Genomic DNA, 23,292 nt, shown 5'->3' on the forward strand with positions numbered 1-23,292 from the left:
TCCACCGCGGCGATCGCGGCCATCGTGACCGGGCCGCGGCGCCAGTACGAGGACCGGTACAGGAACTGCCAGGTGTCCTCGATCCGGTGCGGGTCCTTGCCGATCAGCAGCTGCGCGACGTGCTCCTTCAAATAGGCGGCCACGGCGAGTTCGCGCCCGTTCAGGGTCGCGTCCCCGATCCCGGTCACGCCGTCCTCGGTGGTGATCCGCAGGGTCACGAAGTTCCGGGAGGGGCTGGTGACGAACACTTCAGCGGCAATGATTTTCACAACAGGTCCAGGCTTTCTTGGTCGGTGAATGTCGGGCGCGCCGGATAGCCGCCAGTGTGGTTCAGCGCGGGTGGTTCAGCGCGGGGGGCTTAGCGCTGGGTGGTTCCGCCCGGCGTGGTCCCGAGCAGTGCCAGCTCCGCGCGGCCGGGCAGGCCTTCCCAGTCCCCCGCGGTGCTGACGGCGAAAGCTCCCGCCAGGGCGCCCCGCTGCAGGCGGCCGGCGACGTCGGCGCCGTCGAGCAGGGCGGACAGGTAGCCGGCGGTGAAGGCATCCCCGGCGCCCACGGTATCGATGCTGGTCACAGGCACGGCGGGCACTTCCCATCGCCCGTCGGCGGTGTGGACACCGGCGCCGGCGGCGCCGCGCTTGACCACGACTTCGCGGACGCCGCGCTCCAGCAGTTCGGCGGCCATGGCTGTTTCGGCGGCATCTGCATCTGGATCGGCATCGCCGGGGTGCGGTGATCCCTCCGGGCCAGCTCCCACCGGGGCAGCGACCAGCCCGAGCTCATCGTCGGAGGCGATCACGATGCTGGCGTGCCGGGCGAGCGGCGAGAGCGCGGCGCGGGCCACCTCCCGGGTCCAGAGCTTGCTGCGGTAATTGACGTCGAGGGAGACCTCCATGCCTTCGGCGGCGGCGCGCTCGGCCGCGTACTCCACGGCCTTGCGGGCGTCGGGGCTGAGGGCGGCGGTGATGCCGGTCAGGTGCAGGATCCGTGCCCCGGCCGCCAGGGCACGGTCCAGGTCCTCCCGGCCGAGGGTGGACCCGGCGGATCCGGCGCGGTAGTAGAAGGCCCGGGTGACATCCGCGGTGCGCTGTTCAAGGAACATCACCCCGGTGTTCCTTGCCGCGTCAATCCGGTGCCGCAGCCCGATCCCCTCGGCGCGCAGCTGCCGCAGAATGTACTCCCCGTGCGGGTCGGCGCCGACAACCCCGGCCCAGGTGACGCTGTGCCCGAGCCGGGCGACCCCGACGGCCACGTTCGATTCGGCCCCGGCCACGTGCATGCCGAGGCTGCCGCCGGCGGACAGCGGGCCGGTGGACCGCAGCGAGACCATGGACTCACCAAACGTCAGCAGGTCGACGCCCTCCCCAGCCAAAGCCGGGCCAACGGCGGCCATCACCGCAGGCTCTCCGCGCGTGGGCGGCCGAACCCGGCGGCCAGGGTCACGAAACCGCGGGCCCGCTCCCGCATCGGGGCGAGGTCGCCGCCGGAGCCGGCATCGCCGAACAGCGGTCCGCCGAGCCCCACGGCAATGGCGCCGGCTTCCCAGTAGCCCTCGGCTTCATCCAGCCCGACGCCGCCGACGGCGATGAACGGGATCCCGGGGAACGGGTCGCGGAGCGCCTTGAGGTAGCCCGGACCGCCGATGGAAGCGGGGAAGAGCTTGACGGCCGTGGCGCCGCGGTTCATGGCTTCGTGGGCTTCGCTGGGTGTCAGCGCACCGGCGAGCACAGGCAGTGCCAGCCGGGCCGACTCGGCAATCGACTCTGCCAGCGACGGGGTCACCATGAACTGGCCGCCCGCATCGGCGACGCGGGCAACGTCCTGGGCCGTCAGCACCGTTCCGGCACCGACGAAGCAGCCCGCGGGGGCGGCCGCGCGGACTTCACGGATGGCTTCAAGGGCCCGCGGCGTGGTGAGCGCTATTTCGACATACCGGAAGCCCTCCTCCATCGCCGCGAGGGCTGCCTTCGCGGCGGCCGCGCCGTCCGTGCCGCGCACAATGGCCACCAGCCGGCTTTCCTGGATCCCGGCCAGCAGCAGTTCGGGCGTCAGGGTGTTCTCCATGTCAGGCTTCTCCTTCGGGGCAAATACGTCAGGGCAAATACGCCGGGGCGACAGGTCCTGTCCCAGCGTTCCGGCGTTCACCACTCGGCGAAGGCGCCGTCGGGGTGCCGCCAGACGGGACCGCGCCAGGCATGCCCGCGCTTGTCCGCGGCCCGGACCACGGCCTCGTCAATCTCGATGCCCAGGCCCGGGCCGGTGAGCCGTTCGATGTGTCCGTCCACGAACTTCAGCGGGGACTTGTCCACCACGTAGTCCAGGACTTCGGCGCCCTGGTTGTAGTGGATGCCGATGCTTTGCTCCTGGATCAGGAAGTTGGGCGTCGCGAAGCCCACCTGCAGGCAGGCGGCGAGCGCCAGCGGGCCCAGCGGGCAGTGCGGGGCGAGCTGGACCTCGTAGATTTCGGCGAGCGAGGCGATTTTGCGGACCTCGGTGATGCCGCCGGCGTGGGAGAGGTCCGGTTGGGCCACGGCGATGCCGGCCTGCAGCGCGGGCAGGAATTCCTGCCGGCTGTAGAGCCGCTCACCGGTGGAGACCGGCGTCGTCGTGGAGGACGTGAACTCGCGCAGCAGGTGCGTGTTTTCCGGGACCACCGGCTCTTCGAGGAAGAAGGGCCGGTACGGTTCCAGCAGCGGCGCCACCCGGCGGGCGTTGGCGAGGCTGAAGCGGCCGTGGAAGTCCACGGCGACGTCGCGGTGGTCGCCGAGGACCTCGCGGGCGGCGGCGACGCGGCGGACGACGCCGTCGAGCTCGGCCACGGAGGCGATGGGGCTCATCCGGCCGCTGGCGTTCATCTTGACCGCCGTCAGGCCGACCTCCAGCTGCGCGCTGATCTGGTCCGCCACCTCGTTGGGCTCATCCCCGCCCACCCAGCCGTACATCCGGATCCGGTCCCGGACGTGGCCGCCGAGCAGCTGGTGCACGGGCGTGTTGAAGTGCTTGCCGGCGATGTCCCAGAGGGCCTGGTCCAGGCCGGACACGGCGCTGGCCAGGATGGGCCCGCCGCGATAGAAGGACCCTTTGGTCATAACCTGCCAGTGGTCCTCGATCCGGAGCGCGTCGTTGCCGATGAGCAGTTCGGAGAGCTGGTCGACGGCGGTGCGCACGGTTTCGCTGCGGCCTTCGCAGCTCGCCTCGCCCCAGCCGACGATCCCGCTGTCCGTCTCGATCCGGACGAAGAGCCAGCGCGGAGCGACGAGGAACGTTTCAATCCTGCTGATGAGTGTCATCTGTTGCCTAGCCCTTGGTCGCGCCGGCGGTCATGCCGGAGACGATGTACTTCTGCGTGAAGAGCGCAATGATCATGATCGGAATGGTGACCACGGTGGCGGCCGCCATGAGTCCGCCCCAGTCGATACTGGCGTAGGAGACGAAGTCGAAGATCGCGACCGGCAGGGTCTTGGTCTTGGAGCCGGAGAGCACCAGGGCGAACATGAAGTTGTTCCACGAGAAGATGAAGGACAGGATGCCGGCGGTGGCCATGCCGGCGACGGAAAGCGGCAGGGTGATGCGGCGGAAGGCGCCGATCGGGGTGAGGCCGTCCACCTGGGCCGACTCCTCCAGCTCCAGCGGCAGGGAATCGAAGTAGCTCATCATGATGTACACGATCAGCGGCAGCGCGACGAACATGTGGCTGAGGATCAGCACCTCGAAGCCGCCCACCATCTTCAGGTTGGAGAAGACGTAGTACCAGGGCACCAGCAGGGAGACGCCGGGGATGACGCGGGCCATCAGGACCACAAGGGCCGAGCGGTGCATCGTGAACCGGCTCATGGCGTAGGCGGCGGGCACGCCCAGGACCAGCGACAGGGCAGTGGAGACGAAGGCCACCCAGAAGCTGTTGAAGATGAAGACGAAGTAGTTGTTCCGCTGCAGCACATTGGCGTAGTTCTCGAACGTGGGGGTGAACAGGAACGACTTGCCGGTGTCGTAGATGTCCACGTTGGTCTTGAGGGATGCCAGCAGCATCCAGAACAGCGGGGCGATCAGGAACAGCACCACGGCCACCAGTGCCGCCACGCGGAACACCTTGTACGCGCGGGTGCCCAGCGGCTTCCGGGGGCGCGGCGCCGGTGTGGGCCGGGCGGGGTCTGCGGTCCGGGGTTCGGTGTTTTCTGTGTTTTCTGTCAGTACGGTCATTTGCTTACCGCTTTCTTGCGCATGGTCAGCAGCCACATGGAGCCGATGATGATCATGAAGAACAGAATCAGCACCGCGGAGGAGAGCCCGTACTGGTTGTAGTCGAAGCTCAGCCCGTAGGCGTAGACGTTGAGCGTTTCCACTTCGTGGAAGGACCCGCCGCCCTTGCCCTTGGTGGCGTAGAGGATGTCGAAGGTCTTCAGGGCGTCGATGCCCCGGAGCAGGATGGCGACGATCACGGTCGGCATCATGAGGGGCAGCGTGATGAAGAAAAAGCGCTGGAAGGCGTTGGCGCCGTCCATCCGGGCCGCCTCGTCGGGTTCCTCGGAGAGCGAGGTCAGTCCGGCCAGGAGGATCAGGACCACCATGGGGGTCCACTGCCACACGTCCATGAAGATGGTGGTGCCGAGCGCCGTGTCCTGGCCGGAGAGCCAGGGCTGGGCGGGAATCCCGACCATGCCGAGCAGCTGGTTGACGAAGCCGATGTTGGGATCGAAGATCAGCCGCCACATCATGCCGACGGCCACGGGAGTGGCTACGAGCGGGAGCAGGATGGCCACGCGGACCCATTTTTCGCCGCGGAACGGGCGCCACAGCAGCAGCGCAATGCACATGCCGAGGACCACTTCGCAGACAAGGGCAACGCCGGTGAAGCTCAGCGTGCGGCCGACGGCGGGCCAGAAGCGTTCGACGTCGGAGAGGACCGTGAGGTAGTTCTGCACGCCGACAAACTCGGAGGCCGCCCGGACCGAGCCCTGCGAATCGGTCAGGCTGAGGTACAGGGTCCAGCCCAGCGGGAAGACGATCAGGACGCCGACGAAGATCATGGCGGGGGCGGCGAAGAGCCACTTGCGGTGCCGGTTGGCCCAGCCGGAGAAGTTCTCGCGTGCATTGGGGGTGCGGAGGGCCTTGCGGCCGGACGGCGGCTGGGACTGCGCGCTGCGGGGTGGGGTCAATACAGACATGGTTCACCTAAGGAGTTGGGGGTGAAGTGAAGAGCTGGCCGCGGCGGGACGGCATCGGACCGCCGTCCCGCCGGGCTGTTTGGTGCTCAGGCGCAGTGCTCAGGCGCGAAGCCTGGCTGGCGCGCCGGGGGCGCTACTTCTTTTCGCTGTCCAGGAACTTCTGGAAGGCGTCGTGCGCCGTGTCGGCTGCGGCGGACGAGTCAGAGCCGGTGATAGTGGCGACGATCGGGCCGCCCACGATTTCGCGGGCCTTGCCTACGGTGACAACCTCGGGACGGTCGTGCCCGACGCCGTTCTTGGCGCTGGCGGAGATGGCCTCGGCGAGGTCCTTCGGGTAGGTGGAGGTGCCGGCCTGGTCCGCCCAGACCGAGGCGCGGGGTCCGGGGACTCCGGCCTTCTGTGCCTCGAGGGTGCGTTCCTTGCTGGTGGCCCACTGGATGAACTTCCAGGCGTTGTCCTGGTTGCTGGATGCCTGGTTGATGGCGAGGCCCCAGGACGGGATGTTGTACGGCTTGGAACCGGCGGGGCCGGCGGGCAGTGCGGCGAAGCCGACGGTGTCGGCGACCTTGGACTTGGCCGGGTCGGTGGCGTTCTTGTAGAGCGAGTCGGCCTCCGTGTAGAAGGCGGCCTTGCCCTGGGTGAAGATCGCCATTGCCTCGGGCCAGCTCATGTCGGTGCTGACGTTGGCGGGGCCGTAGTTCTTGATCAGGCCGCCGTAGAACGCGTAGGCCTTCTTCGCAGCGTCGGAGTTGACGGCGGACTTGCCGCTGGCGTCGGTGAAGTCGCCGCCGAAGCTGTACAGGAAGCTGGAGAACTGGGTGACGGCGGCGGACTTGCCGGTGCGGGCCACGAAGCCGGCCGTGCCCGGGGAGGAAGCCTTGATGGCCTTGGCCGCGGCCTCGAGCTCGTCCATCGTCTTGGGAACCTCCAGGCCGGCGGCCTTCAGCAGGTCCTTGCGGTAGTAGAGGACCTCGCGCTCGGTGATGATCGGGACGCCGACCACCTTGCCGTCAGCGGTGGTGGCCTTGACCGGGCCCTCCTGGTAGTCCTTCCAGTCCCACGCGGCGTCCGAGGAGACCTTGGACGTCAGGTCCGCGAGGTAGCCGTTCTTCGCGAACGCCTTTCCTTCCTGGAGCGGGCGGTACATCATGACGTCGATCTCGTCGCTGCCGGCGTTGAGCTTGACGTTGTACTGGTCCGAGAGCTGGTCTTCGCCCAGCTGGGTCAGTTCGACCTTGAGCCCGCTGGACTTCTCGAATTCCGGAATGGCTGCCTTGATGCCCTCGGTCCAGACGTGGTTGGCGAGGGTGACCCGTACGGTGCCGGAGGTCTTGGCGTCGGCGCTGCCGCTGGCCCCGCCGCAGGCAGTCAGGCCCAGGGAAAGGACGGCGGCGACGGCCGCGTACTTCGCAATTGAACGTCGCTTCATTACGACTTCCTTTGGTTTTCAGGGCTGGGCGTCTCTGTCCAGCCGGCTGCAAATGCATCTTTACATCTGCTCTGGAAGTGATCTTAGGTAAATAAAGCAGATTTAGCAAGACCTTGGGGGCTCCCAGTATGATTTATTTATGAAAACTCCAAAGGCGGAGCCAACAGCAGACCTGCACGCCGTGCTGCTCCAGAACCTGGGGCTTGCCATCGCCGAAGGGACGCTGGCACCGCACTCGATCCTGCGCCTGGACGAGATTGAGGCCCGGCACAACGTCTCCCGGTCCGTGGTGCGGGAAGCCACCCGCGTGCTGTCCTCCAAGGGGATGCTGGAGTCGCGGCGGCGGCTGGGGACGGTGGTGCAGCCGGAGGAATCGTGGAATGCGTACGACCCGCAGGTAATCCGCTGGCGGCTGGCCTCGTCAAAGCGGCTGGCGCAGCTGCAGGCCCTGAACGAGCTCCGCGGGGCAATCGAACCGGCGGCCGCCCGCCTCGCCGCCGGGAGGGCTTCCTGGGATGCCGGGAGCGACCTCGTCTCGCTGGCCGCTCGGCTGTGGGCATCCGGCCAGCGCGGAGACCGGGACGAGTTCCTGCGGCTCGACATCGAATTCCACGCGTCAGTACTCCGGGCCTCCGGCAACGCCATGTTCGCCCAGCTGCATAACCTGGTCACCGAGGTCCTGACCGGGCGCACCCAGCACGGCCTCATGCCGCACTTGCCACACCACGAGGCCCTGCAGCTGCACGTCGATGTGGCCAGCGCCATTCAGCGCGGCGAGGCGGACGTCGCGCACGCCGGCATGAGCAGGATCGTGGAGCAGTCCACGGAGGAAATGGGCGACATCTGGTCCAGCTATCATGCCGGCGGCCCCGCCTCCCCGGAAGGGCAGCACTCCCCCGAATGACAGCGCGGGGTCACCTCCGGCCCATCGCCACCCCCCGGACCGGCGCTACGTGACCCCGCGTTGCCTTGTTAGCCCGTTGCCTTGTTAGCGGCCGCCCTCGAGCTTCCGGCTGCGCTGTTCCTGGGCCATCGGCCCGTACGGATAGACTCCGACGCGCGGCCGGCTGGCCTCGGTCAGCCGCTCCGTCTCCCCCGCGGTGAGCCGCAGATCCGCGGCCGCGAGATTGTCCGCCAGCTGCGCGGTGGTGCGGGCGCCCAGGATCACCGAGGTGACCGCCGGCCGGTCCGCCAACCAGGCCAGCGCCACCTGGGAAGGGCTCACGCCGTGGCGCCCGGCGGTCTGCTCCACCTCGGCAATCACGTCCCAGGTGCGGGGATCGGCGTTGCGGGCCGCCCAGGCCTCCATCCCCCGTTTCGGGTTTTCGCCCAGACGGGTGGCCCCGGCCGGCGGCTGGTCGCGCTTGTACTTGCCGGACAGCCACCCGCCGCCCAGCGGCGACCACGGCAGCAGCCCGATCCCGGCGTCGAGTGCGGCCGGCACAATTTCCGACTCGATCTCACGGACCAGCAGGCTGTACTGCGGCTGCAGCGTCACCGGGGCATTCCAGCCATGTGCCTTCGCCACATGGACCGCCTTGGTCAACTGCCAGCCCAGGAAGTTGGAGAAGCCGTAGTAGGCGATTTTGCCGCTGGTGACGGCGTCGTGCAGGAACCGGAGTGTCTCCTCGAGGGGCGTAACAGGGTCCCACGCGTGCAGCTGGTAGAGATCGATCTGTTCTACGCCGAGCCGGCGCAGCGAGTCATCGAGTGCCCGGACAAGGTGCCGGCGGGAGGTTCCGACGTCGTTGGGGGCCTGGCCCATCGGGAAGCGGCCCTTCGTGGCCACCACCGCCCGGTCCCGGACCTCGGCCCGGTCCGCCAGCCACCGGCCGATGATTTCCTCCGACACCCCCGAGCTGTAGACGTCGGCGGTGTCGATGAAGTTGCCGCCCGCCGCGAAGTAGTCATCCAGGATCGCGCGGGATTGCTCCTCGGTGGCCTCGGCGCCAAAAGTCATGGTGCCCAGCGCATAGTTGGAGACGACGGCGCCGCTGTTGCCCAGGGTGCGGTATTGCATGGAGCTCCTCAAGTTGGGGTCAGTCTTCAGTGGGGGTGGTGCGCAGCGGGTGGTAGTTCCGCCAGGTGTGCTCCGGCGCGTAACCCAGCAGCCGTTTGGCCTTGTCGATCGAGAGCATGGTCTCGTGCTCGGCCAGGTCCTTGACCACTTTGACGTTCGGGAACACCTCGGCGGCCAGGCTGGCGCTGGAGCGGCTCATCACCGTGTCCTCGTTGGCGATGATGAACGCCTCGAACCCGGGCTTGCCGTGCTCCAGGGCTCGGGCCACGGCCTGGGCGCCGTCCCGGCCGTCAATGTAGCCCCAGAGATTCCACTTGCGCGCCCGCGCGTCGTGGTCGAAGGAGGGGAATTCCTCATAGTCCTCCGGGTCCATCACATTGGAGAACCGCAGGCCGGTGATGCTCAGGGCCGGGTCCCAGCGGGTCAGCTGGATGGCCATCTGCTCCTCAAGGTGTTTGACCAGGGAGTACGTGCTTTCCGGCCGGGCGGGGTAGTCCTCGTCCACCGGGATGTAGGGAGGGTCCACGTCGAAAGGCAGCCCCAGCACCGTCTCACTGGACGCGTAGACGATTTTCTTGATCCCGGCCCGCCGGGCAGCCTGGAACACGTTGTAGGTGGACTGCATGTTGTTCTCGAAGGTGGCGGCATCCGGGGCATGTCCCGGTGCGGGAATCGCGGCCAGGTGCACCACGGCGTCAAAGCCGGCATGGCGGTCCTCCAGGCCGAGGAACACGTCCACCACCTGGCCGTAGTTGCGCAGGTCCACCTCCGTGAAGCCCGGGCCGCGCACACCGGTGCGGTCAAGGTTGGTCACCTCGTGCCCGTCATCGCTGAGCCGCCGCACGACGTTTCGGCCCAGCTTTCCGCTTCCTCCGGTAACAGCAACTTTCATCAGGAACTCCTCGGGTGGCAGGCTCGGCTGACCGTCATGGTCCGGCCGGGGGGCCGGCACCTGCTCCGGTGCCGGCGGTCCCCGTTCCACCCTAAGCGGAGGCGGCCACGGTGCCCAGCCCCGCGTGACTTTCGGCCCTAGGCAGTCCCGGGGGCAGGGGCAAGGCTGGGGAGCATGAACGGTGATCAGCGCATTGTCGTGGGTGTGGACGGTTCCGAGTTTTCGACGACGGCGCTCCGCCTCGCCGGGCGCATGTCCACCGCTCTGAACATCCCGTTGGAAGTCATCACATGCCTGGGAACTTCCGATTTCTTCCTGGCCTCCCACCTGCCCGAGGACAGAACGCCCACCCTCGATGAGCTGGAGGAGACCGCCGAACGCCTCGTGGACCAGGCACTGGAGCGGGCCTTCGGCGAATCGCGTCCGGAAGGACTTAACCGCTCGGTCAAGTTCGGGGCGCCCGCCAAGGTCCTCGTCGAGGAAAGCCAGCACGCCGAAATGCTCGTGGTGGGCCGGCGCGGCAAGGGCGGCTTCCTCCATCAGGTCATGGGCTCGGTGAGCGCGGCCGTCGCGGCCCACTCCCACTGCCCGGTGGTGGTGGTCGGGCCGGAATCGGACGACCCCAGGGGCCGGACCAGCGCATGAGGTCCCTCGCGTGAGCGGTCAGCACGTCCCCGGCCGGTTGCGCGGACCGCTCGCGGCGCTGGCTGCGGCATCGGCGGGCGCAGCCTACGTCCTGGCTGTCCGGCCGCGGCTCCTGCGCTGGGGGGCTACCACCCAGGAGGCCGCCGGCCCGCTCGCCGGGGACGAGATCGTGCCCGCCCCGCGCATGCAAAGCACCCGCGCGATCACTATTGCGGCCCCGGTGGCAGAGGTCTGGCCGTGGCTTGTCCAGATGGGCGCCGGGCGGGGCGGCTTCTACTCCTACGACTGGCTCGAACGCGGCGCGGGTCTGGGCATCCGGAGTGCGGACCGGATTCTCCCGGAGCTGCAACGCCTGAAAGTTGGCGACGTCGTTCCGCTGTCCCCCGACGGCGGTCTTCCGGTCCGGCTCATCCAGTCCGGGGCGGCGCTGGGGCTGGGCGGAACCATCGATCTGCGCACGGGGAGGATGTCGCCGGCAGGGGTCCGTCCCATCGGGCGCCGGCTGGACGTCGGCTGGACGTTCGTGTTGCGACCTGCTGGGCCCCAGGCCACCAGGCTGCTGTCCCGCACCCGGTACGACTTTTCGCCCCTGGCGGAGGGTCTGGCCCTGCGTGCACTGCTGGAACCGGTGCAGTTCCTGATGGAACGGCGGATGCTCCTGGGGATCCGGTCCAGGGCAGAGGGCCGCCGGAGCTAGGGTCCGCGGGATTCGTGGTCCCTGCACTCCCCGGTTCTGGCCACCTCAGACGCCCGCGGCCCCTCAGACGCCCGCGGCCCGCGCGCCGGCACCGTTCGGGGGCAGCAGGTAGTCGATAAACCAGTCCCGCGCCAGGATGGCCGCCGCCGCGAGCGTGCCCGGCTCTTCAAACAAGTGCGTTGCCCCCTGCACGACGGCGAGCTGGCTGGGACTGCGCATCATCGCCTTCGCCCGGCGGTTCAGTTCCAGGACCTCGTGGTCCAGGCTCCCCACAATCAGGAGCGTGGGCGCCTTGACGGCGGACAACCGCGGGCCGGCGAGGTCGGGGCGGCCGCCGCGGGACACGACAGCCGCGATCCGCGCCGACGGCTCCGACGCCGCCCACAGTGCAGCCCCGGCTCCCGTGCTCGCACCGAAGTACCCCAGAGCGCAGGAGGCCGTGTCCGCCCGGGTGGAAAGCCAGTCCGTTGCCGAGGACAGCCTGCGGGCCAGGAGTTCGATGTCAAAGACGTTGGCGCGGTGGCGCTCCTCCGCCGGCGTCAGCAGGTCCAGCAGCAGCGTGCCGAGACCGGCCTGCTGCAGGACGCCGGCCACGTACCGGTTCCGGGGGCTGTGGCGGCTGCTGCCGCTGCCATGGGCGAACAGCACCACGGCGCTGGCCGGCACCGGAAGGTGCAGCTGGGCCTGGAGCCGCACCGCGCGGGACGGGATCTCCACTTCCTCGTCGACGTCGGCGGCAGTGCCGGCGCGGGTCGCCGTCGAGGTCCAGAAGGGCGGCGGTGCGGCCTCGACGCGTTTGGCCGCAAGATCGAGCAGGCGCAACACCTCGTCGTCGTCAGTCGGCGAGAAGTCCCGGTAGTGGTATCCGACGGCGGTGAACTGGCGCGGCGTCGCCAGGCAGACCACTTCGTCCGGTTCCGTCAGGTCGGCGAGGGTCTCGGCGGGGGCAACCGGAACGGCCAGGATCACGCGGGCCGCACCCTGTTTGCGGGCGACCCGGCAGGCCACGCGGGCGGTGGAGCCGGTGGCGATCCCGTCGTCGACGATCACCGCGATGCGTCCGGTCAGGTCGTGCCGGGTCCGGCCCTTCCGGAACAGGACCACCCGGTTTTCCAGCACGCCGCGTTCGCGTTCTTCAACAGCCTGGAGTTCCGCACCGCTGATCCGCGCATGGGCCAGGACCTCCTCGTCCAGGACTTTGGCACCGCCTTCACCGATAGCCCCCATGGCGAGCTCGGGCTGGTAGGGAAGCCCAAGTTTCCGCACCACAATCACATCCAGGGGAGCATCCAGGGCTGCGGCGACTTCGAAGGCCACAGGCACGCCGCCGCGCGGCAGRCCCAAGACCACAATGTCCTGGCCACGCAATTCCGCCAGACGCCTGCCGAGCTGCCTGCCGGCGTCGACCCTGTCTTCAAAAATGCTCATGGGCTATGGCTTTCAAGTCGAAGCGTGGGCCATCGGCCATCAGTCGTGTGCTGCTGAAACTGGTGCGCTCCTACGGGTTCCCCTAACCCGAACAGGACCAGGTGGCCGCTGACTCCAACTATCCGCCCGCGCCCGAAACCCTGTGAGGGCCTTTATGCCCGAGTTTGCGTCGGCGGCGCCAGCCCGGGCCACGGTGGACGAGCAGCGGCCTGGCCGCCGGGATGCTGAAGCGGGCGGCCCGGCGGGCAATGCGGTGGGTCTGGCCGCGGTGCCGGAGCGCCGCCGGCTCGCGTGAAACAGGCTGCTGGGCGGCCCGGGAGTAGAACCAGACTTTCGCCATTTCCACCAGCACCAGGTACACGACCGCCATCCCGAGCAAGGCGAGGAAGAACGGCACAGGCAGCGGATCGAAGCCCAGCACGCCGGCCAGGGGCGAGAACGGCAGGTACACCCCGAGGGCCACCACGCCCAGGGAGGCCCCGACCAGGCCAAGCGACGGCCTGCTCCGGAAGAAGGGCACTCGCCGGGTCCTGATGACGAAGATGATCAGCGTCTGCGTCACGATGGACTCGATGAACCAGCCGGCCCGGAATTCGCCCGGAACCGCGTCGAAGACGAAAAGCATGAGGGCGAAGGTCGCGAAGTCGAAGATGGAGCTGATGGGGCCAAACAGGAACATGAAACGCCGGATGAAGCCGATGTCCCAGTGCGATGGGGCCACCAGCTGTTCCTTGTCCACCCGGTCGCCCGGAATGGCCAGCTGGCCGGCATCGTAGAGCAGGTTGTTGAGCAGAATCTGGCCCGGCAGCATGGGCAGGAAACTCAACACCACGGAGGCCGTGGCCGCGCTGAACATGTTGCCGAAGTTGCTGGACGTGCCCATGAGAACGTACTTGATGGTGTTGGCGAAGATCCGCCGGCCTTCCATGACGCCCTCGGCCAACACCCCCAGGTCCTTGTCGAGCAGCACGACGTCGGCGGCGTCCTTCGCGACGTCGGTGGCGCTGTCGACCGAGATGCCGATGTCCGCGGCATGCAGTGCAAGGGCGTCGTTGACGCCGTCGCCCATGAACCCGACGGCGCCGCCGCTTAGCCGCAGCAGCCGGATGATCCGTGCCTTCTGTTCCGGCGACACGCGGGCGAAGATGCTCGCCTCCCGTGCGGCGGCGGCCAGCTCCGGATCGGACATGGCCTCCACGGCGGCGCCGCTGAGCGTCCCGCCGGAGAGCACGCCGAGTTCGTCACAGACCTTTTCGGCGACCCTGGCGTTGTCGCCGGTGGCGATCTTGACCGTAATGCCGAGCGCCTCGAGCTGGTCAAGGGAGGCCCGTGCATTGGCTTTGGGCCGGTCCAGGAAGATGAGGAAACCGGCAAGGACCAGATCCTTCTCGTCGGGCGGCGTCAGGTCCTCCAGGCTGCCAGCGGGTCGCGTTCCGACAGCCACCACCCGGGATCCGGCGTCGAACTGCTTGTCCAGCATCGCCTGCACGTCCGCCGGCGTGCCCACGCAGAGGGCCAGGACATCTTCCGGCGAGCCCTTTGTGATGATGCGGGCAGGTCCGTTCGCTTCGCGCACCAGCACGCTGGTCCGGCGGCGCTGGTGGTCGAAGTCTATGACGTCCATGCATTCGTAGCGCTCCGGCCGGAAGCCCGCCGCGTCGGGTGATTCCCAGAGGGCGGCATCCAAGGGGTTCAGGCCGACCGTGGAGAGCCTCGCCTCGGCGTAGTCGGCCTCTGTCGCCAGCAGTCCGAGCGTGAGCAGCTCAGCGGGCTCGATGCCCGCGCCGACGGGCAGCGCGGCGGTGAAGCTGATCCGGCCCTCGGTCAGCGTCCCGGTCTTGTCCGTGACCAGGATGTCCATGTCGCCCAGGTCCTCGATGCAGACCAGGCGCTTCACCAGGACCTTGCGCCGGGCCAGCTGCCGGGTGCCTGTGGCCAGGCTGGTGCTGACCACCGCGGGCAGCAGCTGCGGAGTGATGCCGACCGCGATCGCCAGGGAGAACAGCAGGGATTCGATCACGGGCCGGTGCAGCAGCAGGTTCGCGACGAAGATGAGCGAGCTCAGTCCGATGGCCACCTGCAGCAGCAGGAAGGAGAACCGCTTGAGGCCCAGCTGGAACTCGGTCTGCGGCTGCCGTTCGCCCAGGCCCAGTGCAATCCGGCCGAATTCCGCCCGGCCTCCGGTGGCTACCACCACTGCCGTGCAGCTGCCGGACTGGAGCACGGTCCCCATGAAGACGCAGCTGGTCAGGTCCGCCAGCGGGGCATCCTGCGGCACGGGCGCAGGATCCTTGGCGACCGGCAGCGATTCCCCGGTCAGGATGCTTTCATCACACAGGAGGTCCTTGGCCGTCAGCACCCGCATGTCCGCCGGAATGATCGCGCCGATCCCCAGGTGGACGACGTCGCCGGGCACCAGCGCGGTGACGTCGATTTCGCCCGGACTTCCGTCGCGGACGACGACGGCGCGGTGCGTGACGCGGGAATGCAAGGCCTCCGCAGCGCGTTCGGCCCGGTATTCGTTGCTGAACCCCAGCCCGACGCTGACCAGCAGGATCACGCCGATGACGATCGCGTTCGTGGCGTCCCCGAGAAACAGTGAAAGCCCGGCGGTGATGAGCAGGAGGAGCAGGATGGGGCTGGCCAGCTGCCGGCCCAACACCGCCCACCCGCTGGCCATGTGGGTCCGCACCGCATTCGGGCCCATTTCCGTCAGGCGCCTGCCCGCTTCGGCACCCGTCAGTCCATTCTCGCCCGAGCCCAGCTCGTCCAACACGGCGGCAACAGGCCGGCCCGCGGCGCGGGCGATCGCCAGCGGGGCGGAGGGTAAGTCCTTGACGTCCAGCTCTGGCATACGGAATCCGTTCGCGATATTTCGCCTAAGGCACAGCTTATGCCCGGGACGAACGGTTCAGGAGCCGTCCGGCCCGGAGCCCTGTGTGGAACCTGCGTTTCCCGGATGTATATACTCTCCCGGTACGGTTTTGCAGCGAGCCGTTGGATTGTTCTTCGATCCGGCCGCTGCCGTATCCGCCCCTTGCCGCGGTGGGAAGCTCGGCCGGGTCGTCTTGACCTGAGTGAAACGGCACAACAGATAAGTGGTCAGCGAGTCAACCGCAAAGTCAATAAACCAGCAGCTGCATGAACTGGTGCTCAGCAGCTCCGACGTCGAGGACTTCCTCTGGGAGCTGGCCCGCGTATCCGCGCGCAGCCTGTCCGAGCCCGGGGACGAGATCCTGTGCGGCATCACGCTCCTTCGGGAAAAGAAGGCGGCCACCGTCGCGAGCAGCAGCCCCGCCGCGCAGGCCATGGACGAAATCCAGTACACCTTCGGTGACGGCCCTTGCATGACGGCTTCCCGGGAACAGGTAACCGTCCACGTTGAGGACCTTGAACTCGATGGCCGTTGGCCGCAGTACGCCGCGGCGGTGCGGGGGCACGGCTTCCGGTCGATCCTGGCGCTGCCGTTCCTGCTGGAAGGCGAGACCCGGGCCGCCCTGAACCTTTATTCGCACCGGCCGGGCCGGTTCGATCACCGCGCCACGGAGCTGGCCCGTGACTTCGTCCACCAGACCTCCATGGCCCTGCGCCTCGCCGTCCGGTTCGCGCACAGCAGCGATACAGCCGCCAACCTCAAGGCCACCCTGGAGACGCGGACCGTGATCGACGTCGCCGTCGGCATCATCATGGCGCAGAATCGCTGCAGCCAGGACGAGGCGTTCGAGCTCCTGAAGTCGGCCTCGAGCGCCCGGAACATCAAGCTCCACGCCGTCGCGGCCGGCGTGGTCGAGTCACTCGGGCAGGGCCCCACCCGGACCCACTTCGACGTCTAACCCCGGCCCCGAGCAGCCAGTGCGGTCAGGCCGGGCTTCCGGGCAGCGGCTCGCCCGCCGCCGCGCCAAGGCCCGTGAACGCCAGAATGCCGTCCCGCACTTCGAGGGCCCGGTTGTGCTGGACGACATGCCCGGTTCCCTGCACTTCCAGCAGCCGCCCGCGGCTGGCGAGCCCGGCCAGCCGGCGGCACCAGTCTGCATCCGCGATGGGGTCGTTGGCGCCGCGCACCACGAGGACCGGTGCGCTGACGCCGGCGATCTTCTGTTCCATCGGGTACTCCATCATGACCTGCAGGGTCTTGAAGTACCAGGACGGGCCGCAACGCAGGTAGTCGGTGAAAACCAAGGCGTTCGAGGAGGGACTCTCGTAGAACAGGCAGTCACGGCCCAGCGCCAGGCCCATCTGTGCCACGGATCCGTGCCTGGGGTCCACCACGGGACCCATCAGCACCACATTCGAGATCTGTTCCGGCTGCTGAAGGGCCGCTTCCAGAGCCATCTGTGTTCCCATTGAGTGCCCCACCAGCACTATTTCCGCCACGCCAAGCTGTTCCATGGCGCCGAGGATGTAACGGGCGTGGTCGGCAATGGACAGCTGGTACGCGGGCTTGGGGGTGGCACCGAATCCCGGCAGGTCGATGGAGTAGGTCTCCCTCGACCCGGCCAGGAGCCGGTGCAGCCGGCGCAGGTAGCGGTGTGACGCGCCGATTCCGTGGATGAGCACGACGGCGGGCGCGGACCCGCCGGCCATTTCGCGCGAGGCGAAGACGTGGCCGGCGTGGCCCGCGGCTGAAATCTCCAGGCGGACCGGACCGGTCATGCTGTAAACGACCGCGGCGGGGAGCACGGGTACAGGAGGGACCGCGTGGCAGCTGCCGGGGTCATGAAGGGCTCGTTTCGTCGCCGGGTGGTCAGCCCAGTCTAGTAAGCCTGCTGGCTAGAACCCTGACGCCGTGCGGGGCGGCCGGCCCTTCAGGATGATCGGGCGGATCAGTTGTCCCGTTTGTCCCGCTCCTCGAACTCCTCATCGAGGTCATAGTGCCGGAATTCCGTCTCCGGATTCGGCTCGCCCTCCACCACGTACTCATAGTCCAGTTGGCGCTCGACTTGGCTGTCGAGTACCTGAAGATCCTTGTCCGGCAACTTGCTGAGATCCTCCGGGAAGTCATCTTCCGGGCTGAGGTGCAGCTTCTCGGTCATTGCATGGCTCCCTTGGCCAGGGGTTGGACTCGCGCTTGCACTGTCCTGGCTGCATTCAGGATAGCCCTTACTGCCGGCGCGGCCGAGGGCCCGTTTTAGGCGGGCTCGGAGCCGACGTTTACCAGCCAGTCCACACCAAACCGGTCCTTGCACATGCCGAAGACGTCGCCCCAGGGTGCCTTCTCCAGCGGCATGGCGACTGTGCCGCCATCGGCCAGCTTGTCGAAGTAGCCGCGGAGCTCAGCTTCGTTGGATCCGCTCAGGGACACGGAAAAGTTGTTGCCCGCGGTGTAGTCCATGCTGTTGGGCGTGTCCGCGCCCATCAGCACCATGCCGGCGTCCGTCCTGAGCTGGGCATGCATGATTTTCTCCTGCTCCGCCGGGTCTTCGCTGGCGTGGTATTCGGCGAAGGTACTCATGGTCAGTTCCCCGCCGAACACCGACTGGTAGAAGGTCATGGCGTCTTTCGCGTTGTCGCGGAAGCCGAGGTAGGGATTGAGCGTAGTCATGTCCGAAACTCCTTGCTGTTGGGGGCGCCGGCCGGGCGGCAACGACGACGGTGCACGGTACAGGGCATATCCTGCCGCAAAACCAACAGCGTGGGTAGATGTCCGGCCGCGGAACCGGGCAGCCGGCGACTAAGCAGGTGAACGGCCGGCCGAGGGCGTCCGACGGCGGCCGGTGCCGCCGTCGGACGCTGCGGCGGGAGTGCGGCTACGGCGTCTGGCCTGCGTGCTCGCCTTCGGCGATTTCCTCAAGGAATTTGGCGTTGAAGGCCGGAAGGTCACGCGGGCTGCGGCTGGTCACCAGGCCCTGGTCCACCACGACCTCCTCGTCAGTCCAGATCGCGCCGGCATTCCTCAGGTCCGTCTGCAGCGTGTGGTAGGAGGTCAGGTTCCTGCCGCTGACCACGCCGGCGTCGATGAGCAGCCACGGCCCGTGGCAGATGGCGGCGACGGGCTTGTGCTGCTCGAAGAAGGCACGCGTGAACGCCTGGGCCTCCTTGTCGACCCTGAGGTGATCGGCGTTGACCACGCCGCCGGGGATGACCAGGGCGTGGAAATCAGCGGCGTCGGCCCGCCCCACGGCGAGGTCGACGGCGAACCGCTGCCCCTTTTCGGTGCCGTCATAGCCCTGCAGCTCTCCGGTCTTCGGCGAGACCAGGGTTGGCACACCGCCGGCTTCCTTGACGGCATCCCACGGGCTGGTCAGCTCCACTTGCTCCACACCGTCCGTCAGCAGGAACGCGACCTTCTTGCCGGAAAGATTGTGCTCTGACATGTGTCCTCCTCGTGCCGGGCGCGGGCCGGGCAATATTCGTTCAGTGCCGGCACCAGCGCAGTGTCCCACTTGGTTTGCAGTCTTAACTCTAGAAAGCCGCCAAGTCGTAAGCAAGCTGATGATGCATTGCAGGGATCCCGCCGGCACCGGACGGGAAGCTGAGAGAATGGGCCCATGGAAGTCGCTTTCGGGCTGCTGGCCCTCGTCGCCATCGTCTGTGCCTGCAGCGCACTGGGCCAAAGGATCAACATCTCCGTCCCCCTGTTGCTGGTGCTGGCCGGCGTGGTGTGCTCGTTCCTACCGTTCGTTCCGACCATCGAGCTGAACCCCGAAATCGTTCTGGTCGGGCTGTTGCCGCCGCTGCTCTATGCGGCGGCGCTGCAGACCTCGCTGTTCGATTTCCGTTCCAACCGCCGCTCCATCGGCCTGTTGTCGGTCGGCTACGTCATTTTCGGCACCGTCAGCGTCGGGCTGGTGGTCGCCTGGCTGTTTCCCGAGATCCCGCTGGCGGCCGCCATGGCCCTGGGCGCCGTCGTCGCGCCCCCTGACGCCGTGGCGGCGACGGCGATTGCGCGAAAGGTGGGCATGCCCCGCCGGGTTGTCACCATCCTGGAGGGCGAATCGCTGGTCAACGACGCCACGGCGCTGGTCTGCCTGCGTGCTGCCATCGCCGCGATCGCCGGAGTTGTCTCCGCCGCGGAGATTGCCGGCGGCTTCGTCCTGGCGGCCGGCGGGGGCGTGGCGGTGGGCGTTGCCGCGGCCTTCATGCTCACCGCGCTCCGCAAGCGGATCCGCAACGTGGCCATCAACACTTCCACTTCCCTGATCGCCCCGCTTGTCGCCTACCTCCCGGCGGAAGCGATCCACGCCTCCGGCGTCCTGGCCGTCGTCGTCACCGGGCTGATCATGGGGACCAAGGCGCCGTCCATGCCAAACGGGGCGGCCCGGCTGAGCCAGCGCAGCAATTGGCACACGGTCCAGTTCCTGCTGGAGAACTCCGTTTTCCTGCTGATCGGGCTGCAGGTCCGGACCATCATCGAGGGCGTCCGGGATGACTCGCTGGGGCCGGAACGGATCTGGTTCGGCTGTGCCGCCGTGCTGCTGGCCGTGCTGGCCCTGCGCCCGGTCTGGGTCTTCCCCGCAACGTACCTGCCGCGGCTCATTCCCGCGGTCCGGCGCAAGGATCCCGCGCCGCCCTGGCAATTTCCGGCGATCGTCTCCTGGGCCGGCATGCGCGGCGTGGTGACGCTTGCCGCCGTCCTGGTCCTGCCGGCGGAGCTGGAGCACCGGTCGGTCCTGATCCTGATGGCCCTCGTGGTGGTGGCCGGCACGCTGACCCTGCAGGGTTTCACGCTCCCGGCGCTGGTCCGGTTGCTGCGCGTGAAGGGACCGGACCCGCGCGAGGACGCGCTCAACGAGGCGTCGCTGATGCAGATGGCGACGGCGGCTGGCGTGCAGCGGCTCCAGGAACTGCGTTCGGACGCCGATCCCCCCGAAGTCGTGGCGATGCTCAAACGGCGCACCCAGGAGCGCGGGCTGGCCGCATGGGAGCGGCTGGGCCGGCCGTCCGCCGAAGCCGCCACCCCCAGCCAGCGGTACGCCCAACTCCGGCTGGCGATGCTGGACGCCGAGCGCACCAAGGTCCTCGAGCTGCGGCGCGGCGGCGGATACGCGCACGAGGTCCTGGTCAACGTCCTTGACCGCCTCGACGTCGAAGAGTCCATGCTGGACGCCGCACTGGAGGAACCGGACGCGGACGGCAGCGGCGGCGAGGGAATCGCCCGGCCCCGCGGCGTTTGTCCGCACCTGGAGTCCGCCCCGGATCTCACCGTCCCGTCTGGTCCCTTCTGCGAGGCGTGCGAACGGGAAGGGACGACGACGGTGCATCTGCGGATGTGCCTGCAGTGCGGCAACGTGGCCTGCTGCGATTCCTCGCCGGGAACCCACGCGTACAAACACTTCCAGCTCAGCGGCCACCCCGTCATGCGCAGCGTCGAGCCCGGCGAGGACTGGCGCTGGTGCTACCCGGACGAACTTCTTGGCTAGGCCGCAGGCGCCGGCCAGTGCCGTCCGGCGTCGGTCCCGGGCGCCCCTGTTCACCGCACCATCCCCTCCGTAGGCTGGAAGGGGACCTGCTGGAAGTGGACCCTGCGAAGAGAAGGCTGCCTGCCGCCGTCGGACGAAAAGAGGACACCATGGACAACCAAGACATCCTGGAGCGCATCAAGGCCCTGGTGGAGGAGGAACACGGCCTCCGCGAAGGCTCAACCCAGTCTGGCGGGACCGGAGGCCCGGACATCCTCCGGCTGCAGCAGGTGGAAGAACAACTGGATCAGTGCTGGGACCTGCTCCGCCAGCGGCGCGCGAAAAAAGACTATGGCGAGAACCCCGACGAGGCGGAAGTGCGGCCGGTCAGCGAGGTCGAAGGATACCAAAGCTAGCCCCCGGGCCCTGACCTGACAGGCAGGCAGGCAGGCAGTCCATGCTGATCGCGCTGCTGGGAGACGTCATGCTGGGCCGGCTGGTGAACCGGCACCTGGCAGCGGCCCGGCCTGCCTATCCGTGGGGCGACACGCTGGCGGTCCTGAAGCAGGCGGACGTCCGCATCGCCAACCTCGAGTGTGTCCTGGCGGCCGGCGGCGAGCCCGAACCCGGCAAGATCTTCCATTTCCGCTCGGACCCGAAGAACGTCGCCAGCCTCCTCGCGGCCGGGATCGACGTCGTTTCGCTCGCCAACAACCACGTCCTGGATTTCGGCCAGGACGCGTTCGGGGAGATGCTGCCGGCGCTGGACGGCGGCGGCATCCTCCATGCCGGGGCCGGCCCCGACCTGGAGGCCGCCCGCCGCCCGGCCGTGTGGCGCGTGGGCGCCGTCGCCGTCGGATTCATTGCCTTCACGGACAACGAGCCCGGCTGGGAGGCGGGCACCGCGGCTCCCGGGGTCTACTACGTCCCGGTGGAGGATGTCCCCATCGATGACGCCGGCCGGCGCGGCGGGACACGATTGGACGGACTCTTGGAACTGGTCGCCAGGACCAAGGCCCGCGTCCAGGTCCTCATCGTGTCAGCCCATTGGGGCGGCAACTGGGGCTACGACGTCCCGGCCGGGCACCAGGACCTTGCCCGGGACCTCATCGAGGCCGGGGCCGACGTCGTGTTCGGCCACTCGCCGCACATATTTCGCGGCGTCGGCATCCACCGGAACCGTCCCATGATCTTCAGCGCCGGGGACTTCATTGACGACTACGCTGTGGACCCGGTCGAGCGCAATGACCAGTCTTTCGTGTTCATGCTCGACACCGACGCCGGCGCACCCCGAACGCTTCGGCTGCATCCGACCATCATCGCCGGATTCCAGGCGCGCCTGGCCCGCGGATCGGCACCCGGCATTGCCGCCCGGATGCAGCGGCTGAGCGGTCAGCTGGGCACGCTGGGCTACTGGAACGCCTCCGGCCGCTGCCTGGAGATTCCGCTCCACCAAAACTGAATCGCTGTAGCGGGCCAGCCGGTGGGCTGATTGTCAGGCTGGTTGCTTGCCGGTCCGGCTGCTTACCAGGGCGGCCGAGACCTCCCTGTTGACGGYGGGCATGATCTCCGTGGCCAGCAGTTCAATCGACCGGGCCGTCTCGGCAAAGGGTAGGCCGCCCAGTCCGATCTGGGCCAGGTATCGCGAGTTCCCCAGAGTCTCGTGGATCTCCAGGAGCTTCTCGGTGATCTGCTGCGGGCTCCCCACCAGCAACCCGCCGCCGGGCTCGGTCCAGGAATCGAAGGTGGATCGGGGGAAGTGGTCTACGGGTCGCGGCATGTTTTGTTCGAAGTAGGCCCGGTAGTAGGGGTAGAACGTGTCGCGCGCCTGCTGTGACGTCGGCGCCGCGTAGAAGTGACCGCCAGCCCCCACCGGCAGCGCGCCGGCATCGTGGCCGGCCTCGGCAGCGCTCTCGCGGTAGAGCTCAACAAGGCGGCGGAAACGGGCCGGCCCTGACAGCAGGGCGATGAAAAGAGGAAGCCCGAGCCTGCCCGCCCGGGAAAAACTCGCCGGGGTGCCACCGACGCCCACCCAGACTGGCAGCTTCGCCTGCACCGGGCGCGGGGCGATGTCCATGTCCGGGATGCTCTGAGTCAGTCTTCCGGCCCACTGCACTGTGGAGTTGTCCCGGGCGTTGTCCCGCAGTTCCAGCAGCAGGCGCAGCTTCTCATCAAACAGGGCGTCGTAGTCGTCGAGCTTGTGGCCGAACAATGGATACGACTCCACGAACGCGCCGCGGCCCGCAATGATCTCGGCCCGGCCGTCGGAGATCAGGTCCAGAGTGGCGAACTGTTCAAAGAGCCGCACGGGGTCCTGGGTGGAGAGCACAGTCACGGCCGTGCCCAGCCGGAGATTGGATGTTTCCCGGGCGATCGCGGCGAGGACGACTTCCGGGGCCGAGAGGGCGAAGTCGCGCCGATGATGCTCCCCCAACCCCAGGAATCCGAGGCCCGCCTGATCGGCCAGCTTGGCGAGTTCGATGATCTCTTTTAGCCGCTGCTGCGGGGACAGCGCGATGCCGGTGCTGCTGTCGCGGGTGAGCTCGCCGAAAGTGAAGATACCAAAGTCCATATTTATTGAACATTCAATCATTTGAATTCATTCCTGGCCCCACCCGGCAGCATCAAAACCGGCGGGCATATGAGGCCGCGTTTACATTCCTGAAACATGCCGGTCACG

22 protein-coding genes and 1 pseudogene are annotated in these 23,292 nt (G+C 68.0%); 7 read left to right on the plus strand and 16 right to left on the minus strand.

The window, feature by feature from the left end; genetic code table 11:
• From AC1DHX_RS14545 to AC1DHX_RS14575, 7 genes and pseudogenes are all read right to left on the minus strand, one after another.
• Positions 1 to 269, minus strand: a pseudogene (locus AC1DHX_RS14545) (bifunctional D-altronate/D-mannonate dehydratase); the annotation flags it as partial.
• An 89-nt stretch (positions 270 to 358) separates the two neighbouring features.
• Positions 359 to 1,390, minus strand: coding sequence for a sugar kinase (locus AC1DHX_RS14550; RefSeq protein WP_476859887.1), 1,032 nt, complete (start codon positions 1,388 to 1,390; stop codon positions 359 to 361).
• Complete coding sequence (locus AC1DHX_RS14555; RefSeq protein WP_476859888.1) at positions 1,390 to 2,061, minus strand: bifunctional 4-hydroxy-2-oxoglutarate aldolase/2-dehydro-3-deoxy-phosphogluconate aldolase; 672 nt, start codon at positions 2,059 to 2,061, stop codon at positions 1,390 to 1,392. The genes AC1DHX_RS14550 and AC1DHX_RS14555 overlap by 1 nt, the downstream gene beginning before the upstream one ends.
• Before the next feature lie 77 nt (positions 2,062 to 2,138).
• Positions 2,139 to 3,287: a galactonate dehydratase gene (gene dgoD, locus AC1DHX_RS14560; protein ID WP_056430100.1), complete on the minus strand. Its 1,149-nt coding sequence runs from the start codon at positions 3,285 to 3,287 to the stop codon at positions 2,139 to 2,141.
• Positions 3,288 to 3,294: 7 nt separating this feature from the next.
• Positions 3,295 to 4,197, minus strand: coding sequence for a carbohydrate ABC transporter permease (locus AC1DHX_RS14565; RefSeq protein ID WP_476857978.1), 903 nt, complete (start codon positions 4,195 to 4,197; stop codon positions 3,295 to 3,297).
• Positions 4,194 to 5,162 (minus strand): carbohydrate ABC transporter permease, encoded by a 969-nt coding sequence (locus AC1DHX_RS14570; RefSeq protein ID WP_476859889.1) that lies wholly within the window; start codon positions 5,160 to 5,162, stop codon positions 4,194 to 4,196. Before AC1DHX_RS14570 ends, AC1DHX_RS14565 begins: the two co-directional genes overlap by 4 nt.
• 133 nt (positions 5,163 to 5,295) lie before the next feature.
• Positions 5,296 to 6,591 (minus strand): ABC transporter substrate-binding protein, encoded by a 1,296-nt coding sequence (locus AC1DHX_RS14575; protein WP_223913573.1) that lies wholly within the window; start codon positions 6,589 to 6,591, stop codon positions 5,296 to 5,298.
• 139 nt (positions 6,592 to 6,730) lie between these two features.
• On the opposite strand from AC1DHX_RS14575, the gene AC1DHX_RS14580 reads away from it, so the two are divergent.
• On the plus strand, positions 6,731 to 7,495 hold the full coding sequence (locus AC1DHX_RS14580) for a FadR/GntR family transcriptional regulator (protein ID WP_476859890.1): 765 nt from the start codon (positions 6,731 to 6,733) through the stop codon (positions 7,493 to 7,495).
• Between the two features lie 84 nt (positions 7,496 to 7,579).
• Here AC1DHX_RS14580 and AC1DHX_RS14585 read toward each other — a convergent pair whose 3' ends face one another.
• On the minus strand, positions 7,580 to 8,611 hold the full coding sequence (locus AC1DHX_RS14585) for an aldo/keto reductase (protein ID WP_476859891.1): 1,032 nt from the start codon (positions 8,609 to 8,611) through the stop codon (positions 7,580 to 7,582).
• A 19-nt stretch (positions 8,612 to 8,630) separates the two neighbouring features.
• Positions 8,631 to 9,503 (minus strand): NAD-dependent epimerase/dehydratase family protein, encoded by an 873-nt coding sequence (locus AC1DHX_RS14590; RefSeq protein ID WP_476859892.1) that lies wholly within the window; start codon positions 9,501 to 9,503, stop codon positions 8,631 to 8,633.
• Between the two features lie 174 nt (positions 9,504 to 9,677).
• Here AC1DHX_RS14590 and AC1DHX_RS14595 point away from each other — a divergent pair, with 174 nt between their 5' ends.
• Both AC1DHX_RS14595 and AC1DHX_RS14600 read left to right on the plus strand, forming a co-directional pair.
• Positions 9,678 to 10,148: a universal stress protein gene (locus tag AC1DHX_RS14595; RefSeq protein ID WP_230012441.1), complete on the plus strand. Its 471-nt coding sequence runs from the start codon at positions 9,678 to 9,680 to the stop codon at positions 10,146 to 10,148.
• Positions 10,149 to 10,158: 10 nt separating this feature from the next.
• Positions 10,159 to 10,845, plus strand: coding sequence for an SRPBCC family protein (locus AC1DHX_RS14600; protein ID WP_476859893.1), 687 nt, complete (start codon positions 10,159 to 10,161; stop codon positions 10,843 to 10,845).
• Positions 10,846 to 10,908: 63 nt separating this feature from the next.
• Here the strand turns inward: AC1DHX_RS14600 and AC1DHX_RS14605 are convergent, their stop codons facing one another.
• Positions 10,909 to 12,273 carry a phosphoribosyltransferase family protein gene (locus tag AC1DHX_RS14605; RefSeq protein WP_476859894.1) on the minus strand — a complete coding sequence of 455 codons (1,365 nt, stop codon included), beginning with the start codon at positions 12,271 to 12,273 and terminating at the stop codon, positions 10,909 to 10,911.
• Positions 12,274 to 12,391: 118 nt separating this feature from the next.
• Positions 12,392 to 15,127: a magnesium-translocating P-type ATPase gene (gene mgtA / locus AC1DHX_RS14610; RefSeq protein WP_476859895.1), complete on the minus strand. Its 2,736-nt coding sequence runs from the start codon at positions 15,125 to 15,127 to the stop codon at positions 12,392 to 12,394.
• Positions 15,128 to 15,371: 244 nt separating this feature from the next.
• On the opposite strand from mgtA, the gene AC1DHX_RS14615 reads away from it, so the two are divergent.
• Positions 15,372 to 16,106, plus strand: coding sequence for a GAF and ANTAR domain-containing protein (locus AC1DHX_RS14615; RefSeq protein WP_476859896.1), 735 nt, complete (start codon positions 15,372 to 15,374; stop codon positions 16,104 to 16,106).
• 25 nt (positions 16,107 to 16,131) lie between these two features.
• Here AC1DHX_RS14615 and AC1DHX_RS14620 read toward each other — a convergent pair whose 3' ends face one another.
• From AC1DHX_RS14620 to AC1DHX_RS14635, 4 genes are all read right to left on the minus strand, one after another.
• Positions 16,132 to 16,953 carry an alpha/beta fold hydrolase gene (locus tag AC1DHX_RS14620; RefSeq protein ID WP_476887564.1) on the minus strand — a complete coding sequence of 274 codons (822 nt, stop codon included), beginning with the start codon at positions 16,951 to 16,953 and terminating at the stop codon, positions 16,132 to 16,134.
• A gap of 143 nt (positions 16,954 to 17,096) precedes the next feature.
• Positions 17,097 to 17,306 carry a hypothetical protein gene (locus AC1DHX_RS14625; RefSeq protein WP_028276113.1) on the minus strand — a complete coding sequence of 70 codons (210 nt, stop codon included), beginning with the start codon at positions 17,304 to 17,306 and terminating at the stop codon, positions 17,097 to 17,099.
• Between the two features lie 95 nt (positions 17,307 to 17,401).
• Complete coding sequence (locus AC1DHX_RS14630) at positions 17,402 to 17,815, minus strand: VOC family protein (RefSeq protein WP_028276112.1); 414 nt, start codon at positions 17,813 to 17,815, stop codon at positions 17,402 to 17,404.
• 205 nt (positions 17,816 to 18,020) lie between these two features.
• A complete protein-coding gene (locus AC1DHX_RS14635) occupies positions 18,021 to 18,587 on the minus strand; it encodes a type 1 glutamine amidotransferase domain-containing protein (RefSeq protein ID WP_476859898.1) in 567 nt (188 codons plus the stop codon).
• A gap of 174 nt (positions 18,588 to 18,761) precedes the next feature.
• On the opposite strand from AC1DHX_RS14635, the gene AC1DHX_RS14640 reads away from it, so the two are divergent.
• The 3 genes from AC1DHX_RS14640 (at position 18,762) to AC1DHX_RS14650 (ending at position 22,074) form a co-directional block, all read left to right on the plus strand.
• Positions 18,762 to 20,633, plus strand: coding sequence for a Na+/H+ antiporter (locus AC1DHX_RS14640; RefSeq protein WP_476859899.1), 1,872 nt, complete (start codon positions 18,762 to 18,764; stop codon positions 20,631 to 20,633).
• 149 nt (positions 20,634 to 20,782) lie between these two features.
• The gene (locus tag AC1DHX_RS14645) at positions 20,783 to 21,028 is read left to right on the plus strand and encodes a DUF2630 family protein (RefSeq protein ID WP_223913561.1); all 246 of its coding nucleotides are present in this window, start codon (positions 20,783 to 20,785) and stop codon (positions 21,026 to 21,028) included.
• Between the two features lie 41 nt (positions 21,029 to 21,069).
• On the plus strand, positions 21,070 to 22,074 hold the full coding sequence (locus AC1DHX_RS14650; RefSeq protein ID WP_476859900.1) for a CapA family protein: 1,005 nt from the start codon (positions 21,070 to 21,072) through the stop codon (positions 22,072 to 22,074).
• Between the two features lie 33 nt (positions 22,075 to 22,107).
• Here the strand turns inward: AC1DHX_RS14650 and AC1DHX_RS14655 are convergent, their stop codons facing one another.
• Positions 22,108 to 23,184, minus strand: coding sequence for an LLM class flavin-dependent oxidoreductase (locus AC1DHX_RS14655; protein ID WP_476900166.1), 1,077 nt, complete (start codon positions 23,182 to 23,184; stop codon positions 22,108 to 22,110).
• Positions 23,185 to 23,292 lie beyond the last annotated feature (108 nt).

Source organism: Arthrobacter sp. 05N33_2 (assembly GCF_056397425.1).

Excerpts from the sequence above, each read along its gene's own strand:
- AC1DHX_RS14550 (WP_476859887.1), bottom strand. The coding sequence starts at position 1,390 with ATGGCCGCCGTTGGCCCGGCTTTGGCTGGGGAGGGCGTCGACCTGCTG.
- AC1DHX_RS14565 (WP_476857978.1), bottom strand. The coding sequence starts at position 4,197 with ATGACCGTACTGACAGAAAACACAGAAAACACCGAACCCCGGACCGCA.
- dgoD (WP_056430100.1), bottom strand. The coding sequence starts at position 3,287 with ATGACACTCATCAGCAGGATTGAAACGTTCCTCGTCGCTCCGCGCTGG.
- AC1DHX_RS14570 (WP_476859889.1), bottom strand. The coding sequence starts at position 5,162 with ATGTCTGTATTGACCCCACCCCGCAGCGCGCAGTCCCAGCCGCCGTCC.
- AC1DHX_RS14625 (WP_028276113.1), bottom strand. The coding sequence starts at position 17,306 with ATGACCGAGAAGCTGCACCTCAGCCCGGAAGATGACTTCCCGGAGGAT.
- AC1DHX_RS14635 (WP_476859898.1), bottom strand. The coding sequence starts at position 18,587 with ATGTCAGAGCACAATCTTTCCGGCAAGAAGGTCGCGTTCCTGCTGACG.
- AC1DHX_RS14580 (WP_476859890.1), top strand. The coding sequence starts at position 6,731 with ATGAAAACTCCAAAGGCGGAGCCAACAGCAGACCTGCACGCCGTGCTG.
- AC1DHX_RS14640 (WP_476859899.1), top strand. The coding sequence starts at position 18,762 with ATGGAAGTCGCTTTCGGGCTGCTGGCCCTCGTCGCCATCGTCTGTGCC.
- AC1DHX_RS14650 (WP_476859900.1), top strand. The coding sequence starts at position 21,070 with ATGCTGATCGCGCTGCTGGGAGACGTCATGCTGGGCCGGCTGGTGAAC.
- AC1DHX_RS14645 (WP_223913561.1), top strand. The coding sequence starts at position 20,783 with ATGGACAACCAAGACATCCTGGAGCGCATCAAGGCCCTGGTGGAGGAG.
- AC1DHX_RS14595 (WP_230012441.1), top strand. The coding sequence starts at position 9,678 with ATGAACGGTGATCAGCGCATTGTCGTGGGTGTGGACGGTTCCGAGTTT.
- AC1DHX_RS14555 (WP_476859888.1), bottom strand. The coding sequence starts at position 2,061 with ATGGAGAACACCCTGACGCCCGAACTGCTGCTGGCCGGGATCCAGGAA.
- AC1DHX_RS14630 (WP_028276112.1), bottom strand. The coding sequence starts at position 17,815 with ATGACTACGCTCAATCCCTACCTCGGCTTCCGCGACAACGCGAAAGAC.
- AC1DHX_RS14590 (WP_476859892.1), bottom strand. The coding sequence starts at position 9,503 with ATGAAAGTTGCTGTTACCGGAGGAAGCGGAAAGCTGGGCCGAAACGTC.
- AC1DHX_RS14575 (WP_223913573.1), bottom strand. The coding sequence starts at position 6,591 with ATGAAGCGACGTTCAATTGCGAAGTACGCGGCCGTCGCCGCCGTCCTT.
- mgtA (WP_476859895.1), bottom strand. The coding sequence starts at position 15,127 with ATGCCAGAGCTGGACGTCAAGGACTTACCCTCCGCCCCGCTGGCGATC.
- AC1DHX_RS14585 (WP_476859891.1), bottom strand. The coding sequence starts at position 8,611 with ATGCAATACCGCACCCTGGGCAACAGCGGCGCCGTCGTCTCCAACTAT.